Here is an 18,183-nt window from a genome sequence, read left to right as displayed (position 1 = left end):
AAAAGTGAAGTGGTCGCACCAAATAATATTGGCACTGACATTCATCGGCACACTGTTGAGTTCTCAAAGAACACGCACACACCATCGATCCCGAACCTTCCGGTTCGTTCACTCCGGGGTGAGAAGTTCCATCCGGAAGTCTTTTCAACTTCCGGGGCGGCCACCGACCTTACCAGAAGAATCGGGGACTCGTAAACACGTTCAGGCGCCTTCGTCCAACCTCGTTGTCCCGTTCCTTTCGGCCCGGGTCGGTGTCCGTGTCGCTCTGACCTGGATTAAGTTACGCGAGGATCAACTGCCCGCCAAATCGCCTGGTCAGAGTGGGTGAGTCGCGAGGAATCCCCAGGTGGGCAGGTCCGAGAACCGTCTGCCGGCCCGACATCCCTTCTCGTGACGCCCGCCACAGGTGTTCGAACAGGGATGTACGCCTAGCGCGACAGGAGCCGGTCTTCGTCGACACCCACCCGCTCGATGGTTCCCCCGAGCTCCTGGAGGATCTCGACGAATCGCGGATAACCACGATCGATGTGGTACACGTCGTGCACTTCCGTGACCCCGTCGGCGCACAGGCCGGCGAGCACCAATCCGGCGCCCGCACGGATGTCCGACGCCCACACAGGAGCACTCGACAACTGCTCCACTCCGCGCACGACCGCGTGGTGTCCGTCGGTGCGGGCGTCCGCTCCGAGACGCACCATCTCCTCGACGAATCGGAATCTGGCTTCGAAGACGTTCTCGGTGATCATCGATGTCCCGTCCGCGACGGCAGCGAGACCGATGGCCATGGGCTGCAGGTCGGTCGGAAATCCCGGGTACGGCAACGTCGCGAAGTTGACGGCACGGGGGCGTTCCTTCTGCACGACGTGGAACCCGTCGGCCAGGGGCGTGACCTCGGCACCGGCGCTGCGCAACTTGTCCAGCACCAACGCCAGGTGCTTCGGGTTCACCCCATGGACGCTGAGCTCGCCTCGCGTCATCACTGCCGCGATCCCCCACGTCGCCGCGACGATCCGGTCGCCGATGCAGCGGTGTTCGGTGGGCCGGAGCGAGGCGACGCCCGAGACCCGGAGCGTCGTACTACCCGCACCGGTGATCCGCGCGCCCATCCGGACGAGCATGGTGCACAGGTCGACGATCTCGGGTTCGCGGGCAGCGTTGTCGATCGTTGTGTCGCCCTTCGCGAGGACTGCTGCCATCAGGATGTTCTCCGTCGCTCCCACCGAGGGGAACGCCAGGCGGATGGTGGCGCCGTGCAGATCGTCCGCTTCGGCGACGACGCATCCGTGTTCGATCGTCGAATGCGCGCCGAGCAGACGCAGACCCGCCTGGTGCATGTCGAGGGGGCGAGAACCGATGGCGTCACCCCCGGGCAGGGCCACGATCGCCTTGCGGCATCGGGCGACCAGCGGACCCAGCACGCAGACCGATGCCCGGAACTGGCGCACGGCCGCGAAGTCGGCGCGGTACTCCGGTTCGGCAGGTGTCGTGATGCGGACCGCGTCGCCGTCGAGTTCGACCTCGCACCCGAGTCCGCGCAGGACGTCGGCCATCAAGGGCACGTCGAGGATGTCGGGGCAGTTGGTGATCGTGGTCGTGCCTTCGGCCAGCAGAGCTGCGGCCATCAACTTGAGGACACTGTTCTTGGCACCCCCGACGACGACGTCGCCGGAAAGGCGGCTCCCACCTGTGACAAGAAAGCGTTCACTCACAACGACACAGCGTAACGGCGTGTCCGCCGGAAGAGCAGAGCCGGTACCGTGACGCCCATGGCAGTCCACCTCACACGGATCTATACGCGCACCGGAGACGACGGAACGACGGGGCTCAGCGACTTCTCCCGCGTCTCGAAGAACGACCCTCGTCTGATCGCCTACGCCGATTGCGACGAGACCAACGCGGCGATCGGTGTGGCGCTCGCACTGGGCGCGCTGCCGGAACGGCTCGTCTCGGTCCTTCGGCAGATCCAGAACGATCTCTTCGATGCCGGCGCCGACCTGTCGACTCCCGTTGTGGAGAACCCGAAGTACCCGCCGCTGCGCATCACGCAGCAGTACATCGATCGACTCGAGGGCTGGTGCGACGAGTTCAACGAAGAGCTGGAACCGCTCGATTCGTTCATTCTTCCGGGTGGCACGCCGGGCGCTGCTCTGCTGCACACCGCCAGGACGGTCGCGCGACGCGCCGAACGGTCGGCGTGGGCGGCGGTGGATGCTGCTCCGGACGACACCAACGTCTTGCCGGCGAAGTACCTGAACCGGCTCTCGGATCTTCTCTTCATCCTGTGCCGGATCGCGAACCCGGACGGAGACGTGCTGTGGAAGCCCGGAGCAGGAGCGTGACGAAGTCTCTCTAGAGGGGGCGGCGGCGCTGCGACCGGCCGTCGGGCCTGGATTCGACCCAGGACATGAAGGCCATCAAAGCGCCGCTGTCGAGCGCGATCTCGTACGAGTCGTCGCGGTCGACCACATCGAGGATCACGATGTCCTCGGTCATGATGTCGAATTCGGTGTTCTTCGGCGACCGCCGCGACCGCACGTCGATGCCCTGACGGGCCAAGCGCAGGTCGGGTCCGGTCCGAAGGCTCGAAAGCCTGTAGAACGCGAGTGTCTCGTCGCCGTAACGGACGATTCCGTGCCTCCAGCCGGAACCCTCGTTCTGAGGCATCACTCGCAGGATCGCGGCGGTACCCCCGCCGCGCAGGGTGAACAGTCGGTACAACAAAGCCGCGACGGAGACCGCGAGCAGCACCACAAGGATAGTGAGAATCAGAAATCCGAGTGACACTGCTCGTCGGCTCCGTCGCGGCTTCTCGTTGTTCGACGATCAGGCTCGTTCGACAGCCCGCAGGCGGCCTCGGGCCGCTGCGATCTCCGACTCGTCGCGATTCTCATCGTTCAGAGCCGACTTGGCTGCCTCGACGTCGATGTCCTCCACGCGGTCGGCGGCTTCGGCGAGCACCGTCACCGTCGTCGCGGTCACCGAGAGGAATCCGCCGTGGACGGCCATGACGATCCGCTGACCGTCCGCGGTCCTGACGGACACGACGCCACCCTCGACGAGCTGGCCGAGCACGGGCTCGTGACCGGGCATGATGCCGATCTCGCCCTCGGTGGTCTGGGCGGTGACGAGAGTCGCCGATCCGGACCACACACGCTCCTCGACGGCAACGATGTCCACGCTCATCTCAGCCACGGTGGCCTACTTTCCGGCGATCTTCTTGGCTGCAGCCTCGACGTCGTCGAGTCCACCGCAGCTGTTGAACGCCTGCTCGGGCAGGTGGTCGAACTCACCCTTGCACACGCGGTCGAAGGCCTCGATGGTGTCGGCGAGCGGCACGACCGAACCCGGCTGACCCGTGAACTTCTCGGCGACGATGAAGTTCTGGCCGAGGAACTTCTGGAGACGACGGGCACGGGCGACCGTGACCTTGTCCTCTTCGGAGAGCTCGTCCATACCGAGGATGGCGATGATGTCCTGCAGTTCCTTGTACTTCTGCAGGATGCGCTTGACCTCGTTGGCCACCCGGAAGTGGTCGGCACCGACGATGCCCGGCTCGAGGATTCGCGAGGTCGACGTCAGCGGGTCCACAGCGGGGTAGATACCCATCTGCGAGATCGGACGCGAAAGCTCGGTGGTCGCATCGAGGTGGGCGAACGTCGTGGCCGGCGCGGGGTCGGTGTAGTCGTCGGCGGGCACGTAGATCGCCTGCAGCGAGGTGATCGAGCGACCACGCGTCGAGGTGATGCGCTCCTGGAGCTCACCCATCTCGTCCGCGAGCGTGGGCTGGTATCCCACGGCCGACGGCATACGGCCGAGGAGGGTCGAAACCTCCGAGCCTGCCTGCGTGAAGCGGAAGATGTTGTCGATGAACAGGAGCACGTCCTGTCCCTGGACGTCGCGGAAGTACTCCGCCATCGTCAGGGCCGACAGAGCGACGCGCATACGCGTTCCCGGCGGCTCGTCCATCTGACCGAAGACAAGGGCGGTGTCCTGGAGGACGCCCATCTCTTCCATCTCGAGGTGGAGGTCGGTGCCCTCACGGGTGCGCTCACCGACGCCGGCGAACACCGACGTGCCGGAGAACTCACGCGCGATACGGGTGATCATCTCCTGGATCAGAACGGTCTTGCCGACACCGGCGCCACCGAACAGGCCGATCTTGCCGCCCTTGACGTACGGGGTCAGCAGGTCGATGACCTTGATGCCGGTCTCGAGGATCTCGGTCTTGCCCTCGAGCTGGTCGAAGGCCGGGGGCTTGCGGTGGATGCCCCACTGCTCGCCGTCGCGGCCGGTGCCCGGCGCGTCGAGGCAGTCGCCCAGCGCGTTGAACACGTGGCCCTTGACGACGTCGCCGACGGGAACCGAGATCGGCTTGCCCGTGTCGGACACCGGGGCACCGCGGACCAGTCCGTCGGTCGGCTGCATGGAGATCGTGCGGACCAGGTTGTCACCCAGGTGCTGCGCGACCTCGAGGGTCAGGGTCTTCGCCACGGACGGCAGAGTGACCTCTGCGTGCAGGGCGTTGAACAGCTCGGGCACGGCGCCACGCGGGAACTCCACGTCGACGACGGCGCCGATGACGCGGACGACGCGCCCGGCAAGGGCCGACGCCGCACCGGCGTTGTTGTCGGTTACTGCTGCGGTCATTGTGGTTCAGTCACTTCCTGCACTCGAGGCGAGCGCACCGGCACCGCCGACGATCTCGCTGATTTCCTGGGTGATCTGGGCCTGGCGGGCCTGGTTCGCCTGACGGCTGAGGGTGTTCACCAGTTCCGTGGCATTGTCCGTCGCGGCCTTCATGGCGGTACGACGGGCCGCCGACTCGGAGGCCGCCGCGTCCAGCAGCGACGCGTAGATACGCGTGCTGATGTACTTCGGCAGGAGAGCTTCGAGCAGGACTCCGGCCTCGGGCTCGAAGTTGTACACCGCCTGAGGCCCCTCGGTGCCCGTGCCACGGTGCCCGTCGGTGAGCATGTCCTCGCCGAGGTCGATCTCGTCCTCGGTGATGCTCACCTCGAGCGGAGCCATTCTGCGGACCTGGGGGGTCTGCGTCAGCATCGACACGAAGCGGGTGTAGACGATGTGCAGTTCGTCGACGCCCTCGACGGTGCCTTCGCCGTTCGGGGCGGGCACCTCGGTGCCCGAACCCGCCATGAACAGCTCGACCAGGTGGCGGCTCGCCTTCGCGGCGTCCGTGTAACGAGGATCCTGCGAGAAGCCCGTCCAGGCAGCGACCACTTCACGCTCACGGAACGTGTAGTAACCGAGGCCCTTGCCGCCCATCACGTACAGCACAGGCTCCTTGCCCTCGCTGAGGAGCAGCTGACGCAGCTCCTCGGCTTCCTTGAGGACGTTGGAGTTGTAACCGCCGGCCATACCGCGGTCGCTGGTCACGACCAGCACTGCGGCACGCTTGGGGTTCTCACGCTCGTTGAGCAGGGGGTGATCCAACGAGGCCGACGCACTCGCCAGCTCGGAGAGCACCTTGGTGATCTCCTCGGCGTACGGCTTGGACGCTGCCACTCGGGCCTGGGCCTTCGTGATACGCGACGTCGCGATCAGTTCCTGCGCCTTGGTGATCTTCTTGGTCGAGTTGACCGACTTGATCCGCGAGCGCAGTTCACGCAAGTTCGCCATTCGTCGATCACACTCCCTTCACTGGACGCTGGGTCATGGACTCCCCGCTCACTTGCGAACGGTGGTGCGCTTGACGGAGACCTGCTCCTGCTCGACCTCGTCGGCACCGAGAGCCTCGGCCTCCGCCTCGTTCACGACACGGCTGCCGTCGGAGGCGATGAAACCCTCCTTGAACTTGGCGGTCGCGGCGTGGAGAGCCTCGATCGACTCGTCGGACAGGGCCTTGCCACCGGCGATCTGCTCGTAGACGCCTGAGGCGTTGCGGTGCAGATCCTCGAGGAGCTCGGCCTCGAAGCGACGCACGTCTCCGACCGGAACCGAGTCGAAGACACCTTCGCCGGCGAGGTAGATCGACACGATCTGGTCCTCGACCGCGATGGGAGCGTACTGGTCCTGCTTGAGCAGCTCGACGAGACGCTGACCGCGCTCGAGCTGAGCCTTCGACGCGGCGTCGAGGTCGGAGGCGAAAGCGGCGAAGCCTTCGAGCTCACGGAACTGGGCGAGCTCCAGACGCAGCGAGCCGGACACCTTCTTCATGCCCTTGGTCTGGGCGGCGCCACCGACTCGGGAAACCGAGATACCCACGTTGATGGCGGGGCGGACACCCTTGTTGAACAGGTCGGACTCGAGGAAGACCTGGCCGTCGGTGATGGAGATGACGTTGGTCGGGATGTACGCCGACACGTCGTTCGCCTTGGTCTCGATGATCGGCAGGGCCGTCAGCGAACCGCCACCGAGCTCGTCGGAGAGCTTGGCGGAGCGCTCCAGCAGACGCGAGTGCAGGTAGAAGACGTCGCCGGGGTATGCCTCGCGGCCCGGCGGACGACGCAGCAGCAGGGAGATGGCGCGGTACGCCTCGGCCTGCTTGGTGAGGTCGTCGAACACGATGAGGACGTGCTTGCCCTGGTACATCCAGTGCTGGCCGAGGGCCGAACCGGTGTAGGGGGCGAGCCACTTGAAGCCGGCGGAGTCGGAGGCGGGAGCCGCGACGATGGTGGTGTACTCCATCGCGCCGTTCTCCTCGAGTGCCTGCTTGACACCCGCGATGGTCGAGCCCTTCTGGCCGATCGCGACGTAGATGCAGCGGACCTGCTGCTTCGGGTCGCCGGTCTCCCAGTTCGCCTTCTGGTTCAGGATCGCGTCGATGCAGACCGCGGTCTTGCCGGTCTTGCGGTCGCCGATCACGAGCTGACGCTGGCCACGGCCGATCGGGGTCATCGCGTCGATGGCCTTGATGCCGGTCTGCAGCGGCTCCTCGACCGGCTGGCGCTCCAGCACGGTCGCGGCCTGCAGCTCGAGGGCGCGGGTCTCACCGGCTTCGATGTCGCCGAGACCGTCGATCGGCTGACCGAGCGGGTTCACGACGCGGCCCAGGAAGTTGTCGCTCACCGGCACCGACAGAACGTCGCCGGTCCGCTTGACTTCCTGGCCCTCCTCGATGGTCTGGAAGTCGCCCAGGATAACGGCACCGATCTCGGTGGCCTCGAGGTTGAGGGCCACGCCGAGGACGCCGCCGGGGAACTCCAGCAGCTCGTTGGCCATCGCCGACGGCAGACCGCTGATGTGCGCGATGCCGTCACTGGTGTCGACGACCACGCCGACCTCCTCGCGGGAGGCCTCCGGGGAGTAGCTCGCGGTGTAATTGTCAATCGCGCTACGGATCTCGTCGGAGGAGATCGTCAGCTCCGCCATGTTCTTCCTGCTCTCGGTATCTGGTCTTCGAAAAGATCTATGTGTGTGTTCGGTAGTGGACTACGTGAGGCTCTTGCGCACTGCAGCGAGTCGACCCGCGGCACTACCGTCGATGACCTCGTCGCCCACCCGGACGACCAATCCACTGAGAAGCTCGGGATCGACCTCGACGTGCACCGTCACAGGCTTCCCGTAGATGCGGGTCAGGGTCGCGGAGAGCCGCTCCTCCTGCCGCGCATCGAGCGGTGCCGCGCTACGGACATGCGCAACGGCACGGTCCCGCTGGGCTGCTGCGAGTGCCGACAACTCGTCGAACGTGCCGGCCGGAGACTCGCTCAGCCGACCGACCGCATGGACGGCCAGCGTTTCGGTGACCGCGGTCACCTTCCCGTAGAGCAGGCGCGTCAGCAGATCGCGCTTGGCCGAAGCCGGCGTGCCGCGATCGGAGAGCGTCTGCTCGAGGTCGGGGTTGCCGGCCACGATGCGACCGAGGCGGAACAGTTCGTCCTCGACGGTGTCGAGCTGGTCCTGGTCCGCTGCAGCCTTCAGCAGCGCCTCCCGACCGAGCTGGACGAGAGAGTTCGTCAGATCGGACTGGGCCGACCAGTCCTGCCCCGCTGCTGCCTTGACGGTCGCGAGGGTCTGAGCCGAAACCTTGCCGCCGAAGACCTGCTCGGCCAGCCGCTCACGAACGGCAGCCGGGGCCGAGGCGTCGGCCAGCGCGGTCCGAAGAGCCCGCTGGCTGTCGAGCGCCTCGACCACCGAGAAGAGTTCGGAACCGGCCTGAGCCGCAGCGGCAGTCGCGGCACCCGAGCCCAGGGCGGACTGCAACGCGGAACGCGTATGAGCGAGTGCCTCACGGCTTGCTGCGTACATGGTGCTCACTTTCCGGATGCAGAGTCAGCGCTGAGGGAGTCGAGTTCGTCGAGGAATCGATCGATCGAGCCGGCACGCTTCACGTCGTCCGCGAGCGCTTCGCCGAGGATCTTCTCGGCGAGATCCACGGAGCTGCGTCCGAGATCGCTACGCAGCTCGGCCACGATCTGCTGGCGCTGGGCCTGCAGCTGGTTGTGACCGGCGGCGACGATACGGTCGCTCTCCTCCTGGGCCTGCGCCTTCATGTCGGCGATGATCTGCTGGCCCTGTGCACGGGCCTCTTCACGGATCTGCGCCGCCTCGGTGCGGGCCTCGGCGAGCTGGCTACGGTACTGCTCGAGCGCGGCCGCAGCCTCCGCCTGAGCTTCCTCTGCCTTCTTGATGCCGCCTTCGATCAGCTCCGAACGCTCGTCGAGCACCTTCTGGAACATCGGAAGCACGAACTTCCAGAAGACGAATCCGACGAGAATCAGGGCGACCAGCGACCAGACGATGTCGTATGTCGCGGGAAGGAGGGGGTTGGGAGTCTCCCCTTCCTCGGCCGCGAGAATCAGGATGCTGTCAGCCATGGTGATCGTCGGATCAGAAGATGAAGCCGGCGACGATGCCGATCAGCGCCAGGGCCTCGGTGAACGCGATACCGAGGAACATCGTGGTGCGCAGCTGGCCGGCCATCTCGGGCTGACGAGCCATGCCCTCGATCGCCTTGCCGACGACGATGCCGATGCCGATGCCGGGGCCGATGGCGGCGAGGCCGTAGCCGATGGCGCCTGCACCCGAGATCGTGGTGTCCTGGGCGAGGACGTCTGCTGCCTGAAGCGCAACGCTCATTGGTGTTCCATTCCCTTTCTTGTGGCTCGGCCCCGGGAGTCGGCAACCGAGTCAGTCTGTGTGTAGATGTGGGTCGTGCCGTTCGTCGAGCTAGTGCTCTTCGGCGTGCAGCGCCAGATCGATGTACACCGCGGTGAGCAGCGCGAAGATGTAGGCCTGCAGGACGATCACCAGGAGCTCGAAGAAGGTGAACGCGATTCCGCCGATGAGAGAACCGATGCCGAACACCTTCATGAAGCCGTCGGAATCGAAGAAGAAGAACTGGGTGGCACTGAAGAACAGCACGAGCATGATGTGACCGGCCAGCATGTTGGCCATGAGACGAATGGTCAGCGTGAACGGCCGCAGAATGAACGTCGAGACGAACTCGATCGGGATCACCAGCACGTGGAGAGCGGGCGGCAGGTTCGGAATGACGATGCTGCTCTTGACGTAGCGGAAGAATCCGTACTTCTTGATGCCCACATAGTTGAAGACGATGTAGGCGAGTGCCGCGAGCACGATCGGCATACCGATTCGTGCGTTGGACGAGATGTTGAGGAACGGGATGACCGATGTGAGGTTCAGACCGACCACCAGGAAGAAGATGGTGACGATCACCGGAAGGAACCGGCGTCCCTGTTCCTTACCGAGGATGTCCTCGGCGATATGGATCCGGACGAAGTCGAGCATGATCTCGGCGACGTTCTGCACGCCCCGCGGCACGATCTTCGGACTCCGCAGCGCGAAGAAGAAGAACAGAGCGACGATCAGGGCGACGGCGACGCGGATGAGCATCAACCGGTCCATCTCGAAGGGGGTGCCTTCGAACAGGACTGCCGGTGGGAAAAAATCAGCTAGTGACGGCGCGTGGAATTCTCCGGCTGCCAAGGTGGTGACGCTCAGCGCTCTCTCCCGTAGTCGGCCGCAGGCATGCCGTCTGCGGTTCGATCGGACATTGACGATCCAGAAGTCGACCAGGTCGGCTCGCGTATTCGCCAGTGTTCCGAACCGCGTGAACGGTCCTGCTTCCTGCCGGTGTCGGCGACTCTCGTCGACTCGGCGGCCATTTGAACACGGCCGCCTACGAAGTCACAACTGCGCACCGTTTCCAAACCGGATGCGGCCAGTGTCACTCTCGCAGAACTCACCCTACCAACTGCTCTACGACAGCGCGTAGGTGGGTTCCTACGTGGGGGGTTATGGACATCCGGCGCTACTACCGATCGTCGTTGTTCACCTCGGGCGACGGGCGGGGATCGACGTACAGGGCGCGCTGCGAGAGCACCCCGTAGGTCTCCGCTCCCAGAACGATGACCAGCGCGAAAACGATCGTGAGCACCAGCGCGTTGCGGTTGTAGAAGTCGAGCGAGTCGAGCGAACCCATCACGACGATGGCGAGGATCAACTTCAGCAACCAGGTGCCGAGAAGAACGGCACCGGCGGTCATCGCCGGCATCTTCGACGTCAGGAGCACACCGAGCGCGGTGAAAAGGATGAATCCTCCGCCGACGGCCGCGCCGATCAGCGCGCCCCACAGTCCCGGCATCCCGGCGACGAGCACCGAGACCACCGATGCCACCACGGCGAGCGCGAGAAGACCGAGGACGCCGTAGCGCACCGCCGCGCGCATGGGTGCGATCGGGTCGGGCAGCGAGGGCAGACCGTGGTCGGGTTCGGGATGATCCGGGTTCGTCACGATATCCGAGCCTAACCGACCTCTCGGGAGTGCTCCGGTGGTGTCTCCCCCGACTCGTCGTGCCGCCGCAGCGACGGCACCGCGGTCACGACGAGAGCGAACACGAGACCGCCCGCGAGAATCAGCACCACGGCCCTCCGATCGAGCAGCGAGGAACCGACGGCCCCGAACGCGAGGATGCCGACCCACAGGTAGAGCAGGAGCACCACGCGACGGTGGGAGTGCCCGATCTGCAGGAGGCGGTGATGGAGGTGCATCTTGTCCGGGCTGAACGGGCTGACACCGGCCCGGGTGCGGCGCACGATCGCGAGGAGCAGGTCGAGGATCGGGATGAACATCACCGCACCCATCAGAATGAGCGGTGAGAGCAGACCCAGCAGGTCGCGCGAGCCGTATGCGCTCAACGGGATGAGCCCCGAGGCGCTCGTGGAGATCGCGGCGAGCATCAGGCCGATGAGCATCGATCCGGAGTCGCCCATGAAGATCTTGGCGGGCTGGAAGTTGTGCGGCAGGAAGCCGAGGCACGCACCCGCGAGGGCCGCAGCCATGAGGGCCGGCGGGTAGGCGGAGACGTCGCCACCCTGATCGAGCAGCAGACCGACGGAGAACGCACAGATCGCCAGCGCGGCGATGAGACCCAGCCCGGCCGCGAGTCCGTCGAGCCCGTCGACGAAGTTCATCGCGTTGATCATCACGGCGGCGACGACGACGGTGATGAGCCCGCCCTGAAGTTGGTCGAGCACGAGCGTCGACGCGCTGAAGGGGTCGTAGATGACGATCCAGCTCACGCCCATGACCACGAGCACGCCGGCCGCGGTGACCTGCCCGACGAACTTGGTGAGCGCGTCGAGACCCCACCGGTCGTCGACGATCCCGACGACGACGATGATCGAAGCTGCGACGAGCGCCGCTCCCATGTCCGGGGTGTATTCGAAACCCCTTGTCAGAGCTGGCAACTGCTGAGCGAAGATGATTCCCGCAACGAGACCGATGTACATGCCGACCCCACCCATCCGGGGTGTCGGCGTCACGTGCACGTCGCGATCACGAGGCACCGCGACCGCCCCGAACTTCAGTGCGAGGATCCGCACCACGCCGGTCGCGAGGAAGGTCACCACCGCGGAGGTGAGCAGGACGAGGAGAAGCTCCCGGATGGGAACGCCGGCGCCGCGCCCGGCCTGAGCGAGCAGTACGGCGGTGGTGTCGGCTGCAGTCACGTGCTCCGTTCCTCCGCCGCTACTCCCCGCCGGAACGAAGACGCTCGGGATCGTCGCCGAGCACCTCCGCGAGCGCTTCGGCCGTCACGGCGCCTTCGCGCAGGATGCGCGGACGGTCACCCGTGAGATCGACGATCGTCGAGGCGATGCCGTGTTCGGCGGGACCACCGTCGAGATAGACACTCGCCGACGCTCCGAGTTGCTCGCGCGCCTCGGTGACGTTCGTCGCCGGCGGCCGGCCGGAGACGTTCGCGCTGGACACCGCGAGCGGGCCGACCTCGCGCAGCAGTTCCAGGATCACGGGGTGCAGCGGCATGCGGAGCATGACCGTGCCGCGCGTGTCCCCGAGGTCCCAGGCCAGGGAGGGTGCCTGATGCACCACGAGGCTGAGCCCACCCGGCCAGAAGGCACGGATCAATTCCCGCGCCTCGGGACGTACCGAGGCGACGAGGCCGTCGATGGTCGTCCAGGAGCCGACGAGGACCGGCACCGGCATGTCGCGTCCGCGGCCCTTCGCGCGCAGGAGCGAGGTCACGGCGTCGGAGTCGAACGCATCTGCCGCGATGCCGTACACCGTGTCGGTAGGTACGACGACGAGTCGTCCGGCCTTGAGTGCACCACGCGCCGCGTTGAGTCCGGCGGCGCGCGAAGCTTCGTTGTTGCAGTCGTACACGGTGCTCACGCGCTCATCCTTCCACTTCGGCCGGAGTCGGCACCGGACGGGTCCTGCCCGTCAGCCGTCCGCAGCAGACCGTACCGACTTCATGCGGTCGGCCTCCACCGCGGTGGGAACCCGGTGGGCGGTGACGAACCGGGCCTTACCGGCGAGGTCGGGGTGCCGGACGACATCGCCGAAGACGCGTCGCTGTTCGAACAGTTCGGCGACGAGCAGACTGTGTGTGTCGTCGTGCTCGACCGCGGCCGCTCCCCCGATCCGCAGCCATCGCGCGATGTTCGACACCATCGGGCGGATGACGGACAGACCGTCGACCCCTCCGAAGAGCGCCGAGTGCGGGTCGTGCTCGATCACCTCGGGTTCCAGTTCGGCGCCTTCCGGGATGTAGGGCGGATTGGCGACCACCAGGTCGACGGTGCCTTCGAGGTTGCTGAGCAGGGTGCGGTCGGTGACATCGCCCTGATACAGCCGGATCGGGGTGTCGCCTTCCTGCGCGCGGGTCTCGGCGTTGCGTCGGGCCCACCCGAGGGCCTTCGCTTCGAGTTCGACGGCGTGGACCTCGGCGTCGGGCCGGGCGTGCGCGATCGCCAGTGCGAGTGCGCCGGATCCGGTGCACAGATCGAGCACGATCGGATTGCGGCTTCCGTGACGTTCGAGGAAGGCCAGGGCCCATCCGAGGAGCAGTTCGGTCTCGGGTCGGGGCACGAAGACACCCGGTCCCACCGCGAGGTCGATCTCCCCCATCGGCGAGGTGCCGGTGATGTACTGCAGCGGTATCCGTTTCGCTCGCTGTTCGACCATGGATCGATAGGCGTCGATGGTCGCCGCGTCGACGAGCGGGACCAGGCCGAGTCGGCCGCGCTCGATGCCGAGCAGGTGCGCGGCGAGAAGTTCGGCGTCGACCCGGGGACTCGGGACTCCTGCCTCCTCGAGGACCGATGCCGCTTCGATGACGGCCAGGCGCAGAGGTTGACGGCTCACGCCTTACAGCGTGCCACGACTCCGGTCCTGCGCTACGCGGAGGTAGCCCTCACATTGCACGCATACGCCGCGGACCGGACATCCGATGCGTTTCCGGCGACGTGATTGACGGCACGGTGGGGCGGGCACCCGAACAGGGACCGATACCTTGCGGTCGGTTTCATCGACAGAAAGGGATTGCCCATGAAGTCACGGACTGTGCGTGGAATCACCGTTCTCGCCGCAGCGGGCGCGGCCGCTTTCGCGGCCCCCGCCCTCGCGAGCGCGGACCCTATCGATTTCCAGCCGATCCCCGTCGGATGCCCGGCGGGGATCGGTCCGGTCGATACGGAGACCGCCGTCGCCGAGGAGGATGCGGAACCCGGCTCGATCGAGTACGAGATCGAGCAGGAGGGCAGCGGCGGAGGCCGGATCGGCTGGGTGAACCTGAGGACGCTCCAGCTGGGGACGGGTGCGCTGCCGGGACCCCTGGAAGGTGAGGAGCCCGCGGTGGTCCTCGAGACCGGTGAGGGCCTCGTCGTCAGCGCAGTCTGGGGTGCCCATGAGAACTCCGACGGTCAGGGTTGCTTCCTGCTGCCGGGCGTCGATCTCACCGACGTCCCGCCGGCCGCGGCGGCCGATCCGGAGGTACCCGCAGTAACCGACCCTGCGGGCAACGAGTAACCCTGCTCCCCCGTCGAGGCCCGGCTCCTGCGGTTACTCGGCCGCGAGCCGGGCTTCTCGGTCTGCAGCGCCCAGGGCATCGAGCAACGCATCGAGTTCGCCGTCGAGCACCGCGTCGAGGTTGTGGGCCTTGAAACCGATGCGGTGATCGGTGATCCGGTTCTCCGGGAAGTTGTAGGTGCGGATGCGCTCCGACCGGTCGACGGTGCGCACCTGGCTGGCCCGACCTGCCGATGCTTCCGCGTCGGCTGCCTCTTCGGCCGCCGCCTGCAGGCGCGCCGCGAGCACCTGCATCGCGCGGGCCTTGTTCTGCAGCTGGGAGCGTTCGTTCTGGCAGGTCACCACGATGCCGGTGGGAAGGTGTGTGATGCGCACGGCCGAGTCGGTGGTGTTGACGCCCTGACCGCCCTTGCCGGACGACCGGTAGACGTCGATGCGCAGGTCGCTCTCGTCGATCTGCACCTGCTCGACCTCGTCGGGCTCGGGGTAGACGAAGACGCCGGCCGCGGAGGTGTGCACGCGGCCCTGCGATTCGGTGACGGGCACCCGCTGGACGCGGTGCACGCCACCCTCGAACTTGAGGCGGGACCACACGCCGTCGCGCACATCGGTCTTCGACTTGACCGACAGGGTGATGTCCTTGTAACCGCCGAGATCGGAGTAGGTGGCGCCGAGAACTTCGACGCGCCACCCGGCGCGTTCGGCATAGCGGGTGTACATCCGGGCGAGGTCGGAGGCGAACAGAGCGGACTCCTCACCGCCCTCACCGGACTTGACCTCGAGGACCACGTCGTCGCTGTCGTGCGGATCACGAGGAGCGAGCAGGTCGGTGAGGGACCGGTCGAGCTCGGCGACCTGCGATTCGAGGTCGTCGACCTCCGACGCGAACGACGAGTCGTCGGTGGCGAGTTCGCGCGCCGCTTCGAGATCGTCGCGGGCCTGCTTCAGAGCGTTGTAGGTCGACATCACCGGGGCGAGTTCGGCGAACCGCTTGCCCACCCGGCGGGCCGCCGCGGGATCGTCGTGCAGCGACGGGTCGGACAACTGCTGCTCCAGACCCGCGTATTCGGCCAGGATGTCGTCGATGGCCGACGGCTTGGTCTGCCCCGCCATGATGTGCTCCGCTCTGATTCGGTCCGTGCAACGAAAATGCCGACGCCCGGCCTGCACGGGGGCAGTACCGGGCGTCGGCGTGACAGCTAGCTGTCGGAATCGGCCTTCTTCGATGCACGCTTGCCGTAGCGAGCCTCGAAGCGCGCGACACGACCGCCGGTGTCGAGGATCTTCTGCTTGCCGGTGTAGAACGGGTGGCAGTTGGAGCAGACTTCGACGGTGATCCGTCCGGCCTCCGACGTGCTGCGGGTCTCGAACGTGTTGCCGCAACCGCAGACGACGGTCGTCGTCACGTAGTTGGGGTGGATTCCTGCCTTCATGGTGTCCCTTTCGTGGCCGCCGGGTCGCCTTCGCGGATCGAAGACGTGAACCGGAGCCGGACTGAGCCTGTCGATTATGCCAAACGTAGGGCCCCGGGAAGAAATTCCCGGGGCGCCGACGTCAGTCGTCGAGTGCCCCCGGTGCGGTCTTCGCCACATTCATGAGGAACTCGATGTTCGTCTTGGACTTCTTGAGCCGGTCGATGAGCAGATCGATCGCCTGGTGCGAATCGAGACCCGAGAGCACGCGGCGCAGCTTGTGCACCACGGCGAACTCGTCCGGGCTCATGAGCAGCTCGTCCTTGCGCGTACCGGACGGGTTGACGTCGACCGCCGGGAACACGCGACGCTCGGCGATCTTCCGGTCGAGCTTGAGCTCGGCGTTGCCGGTGCCCTTGAACTCCTCGAAGATGACGGTGTCGCCGGTGGAGCCGGTCTCGACCATCGCGGTGGCGATGATCGTGAGCGACCCGCCGTTCTCGATGTTGCGGGCAGCACCGAGGAAACGCTTCGGCGGGTACAGCGCGGTCGAGTCGACACCACCGGAGAGGATGCGTCCGGATGCCGGCGACGAGTTGTTGTACGCGCGGCCGAGACGGGTGATGGAGTCGAGGAGCACCACGACGTCCTGGCCCATCTCCACGAGACGCTTGGCACGCTCGATGGCGAGCTCGGCGACCGAGGTGTGGTCTGACGGCGGCCGGTCGAAGGTCGAGGCGATGACCTCGCCCTTCACCGAACGCTGCATGTCGGTGACCTCTTCGGGACGCTCGTCGACGAGCACGACCATGAGGTAGCACTCGGGGTTGTTGACGGCGATCGCGTTCGCGATGTCCTGGAGGACCGTGGTCTTGCCGGCCTTCGGCGGCGACACGATGAGCGCGCGCTGCCCCTTACCGATCGGCATGACCAGGTCGATCACGCGCGTGGTGAGGATGTTCGGCTGGGTCTCGAGCCGCAGACGCTGGTTCGGGTACAGCGGCGTGAGCTTGTTGAACTCGGGGCGGCGCTTGGCCGAGTCGACGTCGCGGCCGTTGACCGTGTCGAGGCGGACCAGCGGGTTGAACTTCTGGCGCTGGTTGCTCTGCTCGCCCTCGCGGGGAACCCGCACGGCACCGGTGATGGCGTCGCCGCGGCGCAGGCCGTTCTTACGCACCATGTTCATCGACACGTAGACGTCGTTCGGGCCGGCGAGGTAGCCGGACGTGCGCACGAACGCGTAGTTGTCGAGGACGTCGAGGATGCCGGCGACCGGCTGCAGGACGTCGTCCTCGCGGATCTCGGGCTCGCGCGAGTCCGAACCGCCTTCGTTGCGGTCACGTCCACGGCGACGCTCACGGAAGCGACGGCCCCGGCGGCCGCGGCCGCCTTCCTCGTCGTCTCCCCCACGGTTGTCCTGGCTCTGACGCGGGCCCTGGTTTCCGCCGTCACGATCGCCGCCGTCCTGACCGCGATCACCCTGGTTACGGTCACCCTGGTTGCGGTCACCCTGGTTGCGGTCACCCTGGTTGCGGTCACCCTGGTTGCGATCGCGCCGCGAGGAGCCGTCGCCGGAGTTGCGGTCCTGGCCCTTCTCGCGCTGCGAGTCGCGGTCCTGGCGGCCGTCCTCGGACGACTCGGCACCTTCGGTCTGCTGGTTCTGGTCGGCGTTGTCGCCACCACGACGTCCGCGACGGCCACGGCCGCGACGGTTTCCGTCGGATTCGTTGTCGCCGCTGGGGGTCTGGCCACCCTGCTGCTTCTCCTGCGAGCCGTCCACGGCCGACTTCGCGTCGGCCTTCTGCTCGGCCGACTTCGCGTCGGCCGGGTTCGCGTCGGCCTTCTGCTCGGGCGCGGCGGTCTCGTCGGAGGCGGCACGGCCACGGCGACCGCGGGTGCCACGCGAGGGCGCTCCCTCGGGCTTGTCTGCCGTCTCGGTCTTCGCTGCCGCTTCGGCCTTCTCGGCGGACGCGGTCTTGTCGGTGCCGGTGTCCGACGCGGCTGCAGGCTGCTCGGTGGCAGGTGCGGCGCCGCCGCCTCCCTGCCGCTCCTTGATGGCAGCGATGAGATCGCCCTTGCGCATCCCGGAGGTGCCCTTGATTCCGAGCTCGGCGGCAAGTGTCCGCAACTCGGCAAGCACCATGCCCGAAAGGCCTGCTCCGCGGCGACCGCGCGTGGTCGTCCGGCTACCGGCCTCGGGAATGTCGAGCGCAGGTGTAGCGATCAGGTCCGTATCTGTCACGGAGATCCTTCCTTCCCTCGCTCGCTTCATGCGCAGCAGAGGGTTCGTCCCGCAGATCAGTTCGTCCACTGAGCTGGGATTTGCCGTACGAGTTCAGGGAAAACGAACGGTCGGCACGTCCGCCACCACACCGAAATCCGGTAGGTGCGGTCTGTCCCCCTCCCGGATCCGGGAGCAGGTGAGGATCGATCCAGGTTCGACGCCCCGATGGAGCTGGAGTGATTGCCCTGGAGAATCCGGCGACTGATACGCACGACGTGCGGACACCCCACAGAATA

At 66.5% G+C, this 18,183-nt stretch carries 19 protein-coding genes; 2 read left to right on the top strand and 17 right to left on the bottom strand.

Annotated features, from left to right (window positions below; all coding sequences use genetic code 11):
- Window positions 1-428 precede the first annotated feature (428 nt).
- Window positions 429-1,709: a UDP-N-acetylglucosamine 1-carboxyvinyltransferase gene (gene murA / locus PV766_RS17320; protein WP_064063585.1), complete on the bottom strand. Its 1,281-nt coding sequence runs from the start codon at window positions 1,707-1,709 to the stop codon at window positions 429-431.
- Window positions 1,710-1,766: 57 nt separating this feature from the next.
- Here murA and PV766_RS17315 point away from each other — a divergent pair, with 57 nt between their 5' ends.
- Window positions 1,767-2,339: a cob(I)yrinic acid a,c-diamide adenosyltransferase gene (locus tag PV766_RS17315; RefSeq protein ID WP_421097506.1), complete on the top strand. Its 573-nt coding sequence runs from the start codon at window positions 1,767-1,769 to the stop codon at window positions 2,337-2,339.
- A 10-nt stretch (window positions 2,340-2,349) separates the two neighbouring features.
- On the opposite strand, the gene PV766_RS17310 is transcribed toward PV766_RS17315, so the two are convergent.
- The 13 genes from PV766_RS17310 to prmC all read right to left on the bottom strand — a co-directional run bounded on the left by PV766_RS17310 (window position 2,350) and on the right by prmC (window position 13,588).
- Window positions 2,350-2,784 (bottom strand): DUF2550 domain-containing protein, encoded by a 435-nt coding sequence (locus PV766_RS17310; protein WP_421097505.1) that lies wholly within the window; start codon window positions 2,782-2,784, stop codon window positions 2,350-2,352.
- Window positions 2,785-2,823: 39 nt separating this feature from the next.
- Window positions 2,824-3,192 (bottom strand): F0F1 ATP synthase subunit epsilon, encoded by a 369-nt coding sequence (locus tag PV766_RS17305; RefSeq protein WP_026003510.1) that lies wholly within the window; start codon window positions 3,190-3,192, stop codon window positions 2,824-2,826.
- A gap of 6 nt (window positions 3,193-3,198) precedes the next feature.
- Complete coding sequence (gene atpD, locus PV766_RS17300; protein WP_016692470.1) at window positions 3,199-4,647, bottom strand: F0F1 ATP synthase subunit beta; 1,449 nt, start codon at window positions 4,645-4,647, stop codon at window positions 3,199-3,201.
- A 6-nt stretch (window positions 4,648-4,653) separates the two neighbouring features.
- Window positions 4,654-5,637, bottom strand: coding sequence for a F0F1 ATP synthase subunit gamma (locus PV766_RS17295; protein WP_016934669.1), 984 nt, complete (start codon window positions 5,635-5,637; stop codon window positions 4,654-4,656).
- Window positions 5,638-5,685: 48 nt separating this feature from the next.
- On the bottom strand, window positions 5,686-7,329 hold the full coding sequence (atpA, locus tag PV766_RS17290) for a F0F1 ATP synthase subunit alpha (protein WP_064063588.1): 1,644 nt from the start codon (window positions 7,327-7,329) through the stop codon (window positions 5,686-5,688).
- A 60-nt stretch (window positions 7,330-7,389) separates the two neighbouring features.
- Complete coding sequence (locus tag PV766_RS17285) at window positions 7,390-8,205, bottom strand: F0F1 ATP synthase subunit delta (protein WP_064063640.1); 816 nt, start codon at window positions 8,203-8,205, stop codon at window positions 7,390-7,392.
- Between the two features lie 5 nt (window positions 8,206-8,210).
- The gene (locus tag PV766_RS17280; RefSeq protein ID WP_006552592.1) at window positions 8,211-8,774 is read right to left on the bottom strand and encodes a F0F1 ATP synthase subunit B; all 564 of its coding nucleotides are present in this window, start codon (window positions 8,772-8,774) and stop codon (window positions 8,211-8,213) included.
- 13 nt (window positions 8,775-8,787) lie between these two features.
- A complete protein-coding gene (locus PV766_RS17275; RefSeq protein WP_016935169.1) occupies window positions 8,788-9,036 on the bottom strand; it encodes an ATP synthase F0 subunit C in 249 nt (82 codons plus the stop codon).
- Between the two features lie 90 nt (window positions 9,037-9,126).
- Complete coding sequence (atpB, locus tag PV766_RS17270; RefSeq protein WP_006552590.1) at window positions 9,127-9,825, bottom strand: F0F1 ATP synthase subunit A; 699 nt, start codon at window positions 9,823-9,825, stop codon at window positions 9,127-9,129.
- A gap of 409 nt (window positions 9,826-10,234) precedes the next feature.
- On the bottom strand, window positions 10,235-10,714 hold the full coding sequence (locus PV766_RS17265; RefSeq protein WP_064063590.1) for a hypothetical protein: 480 nt from the start codon (window positions 10,712-10,714) through the stop codon (window positions 10,235-10,237).
- Window positions 10,715-10,725: 11 nt separating this feature from the next.
- On the bottom strand, window positions 10,726-11,931 hold the full coding sequence (locus PV766_RS17260; RefSeq protein ID WP_064063591.1) for a glycosyltransferase family 4 protein: 1,206 nt from the start codon (window positions 11,929-11,931) through the stop codon (window positions 10,726-10,728).
- A 19-nt stretch (window positions 11,932-11,950) separates the two neighbouring features.
- On the bottom strand, window positions 11,951-12,613 hold the full coding sequence (locus PV766_RS17255) for an L-threonylcarbamoyladenylate synthase (RefSeq protein ID WP_064063592.1): 663 nt from the start codon (window positions 12,611-12,613) through the stop codon (window positions 11,951-11,953).
- Window positions 12,614-12,664: 51 nt separating this feature from the next.
- Window positions 12,665-13,588: a peptide chain release factor N(5)-glutamine methyltransferase gene (prmC, locus tag PV766_RS17250; protein WP_064063593.1), complete on the bottom strand. Its 924-nt coding sequence runs from the start codon at window positions 13,586-13,588 to the stop codon at window positions 12,665-12,667.
- Window positions 13,589-13,771: 183 nt separating this feature from the next.
- Between prmC and PV766_RS17245 the strand changes: the two genes are divergently transcribed.
- Complete coding sequence (locus PV766_RS17245; protein WP_129977814.1) at window positions 13,772-14,251, top strand: hypothetical protein; 480 nt, start codon at window positions 13,772-13,774, stop codon at window positions 14,249-14,251.
- Window positions 14,252-14,284: 33 nt separating this feature from the next.
- On the opposite strand, the gene prfA is transcribed toward PV766_RS17245, so the two are convergent.
- The 3 genes from prfA to rho all read right to left on the bottom strand — a co-directional run bounded on the left by prfA (window position 14,285) and on the right by rho (window position 17,905).
- A complete protein-coding gene (prfA, locus tag PV766_RS17240; protein ID WP_064063595.1) occupies window positions 14,285-15,364 on the bottom strand; it encodes a peptide chain release factor 1 in 1,080 nt (359 codons plus the stop codon).
- A gap of 86 nt (window positions 15,365-15,450) precedes the next feature.
- Entirely contained in the window at window positions 15,451-15,684 is a 234-nt protein-coding gene (rpmE, locus tag PV766_RS17235) for a 50S ribosomal protein L31 (RefSeq protein WP_016933591.1), read from the bottom strand.
- A 121-nt stretch (window positions 15,685-15,805) separates the two neighbouring features.
- Window positions 15,806-17,905 carry a transcription termination factor Rho gene (gene rho / locus PV766_RS17230; RefSeq protein WP_421097504.1) on the bottom strand — a complete coding sequence of 700 codons (2,100 nt, stop codon included), beginning with the start codon at window positions 17,903-17,905 and terminating at the stop codon, window positions 15,806-15,808.
- Between the last annotated feature and the right edge of the window lie 278 nt (window positions 17,906-18,183).

The sequence above is a fragment of the Rhodococcus sp. As11 genome (genome assembly GCF_048957735.1).
In the GTDB taxonomy this organism is placed as follows: Bacteria; Actinomycetota; Actinomycetes; order Mycobacteriales; family Mycobacteriaceae; genus Rhodococcus; species Rhodococcus gordoniae.
This window is presented reverse-complemented; position numbering and strand designations above follow the sequence as displayed.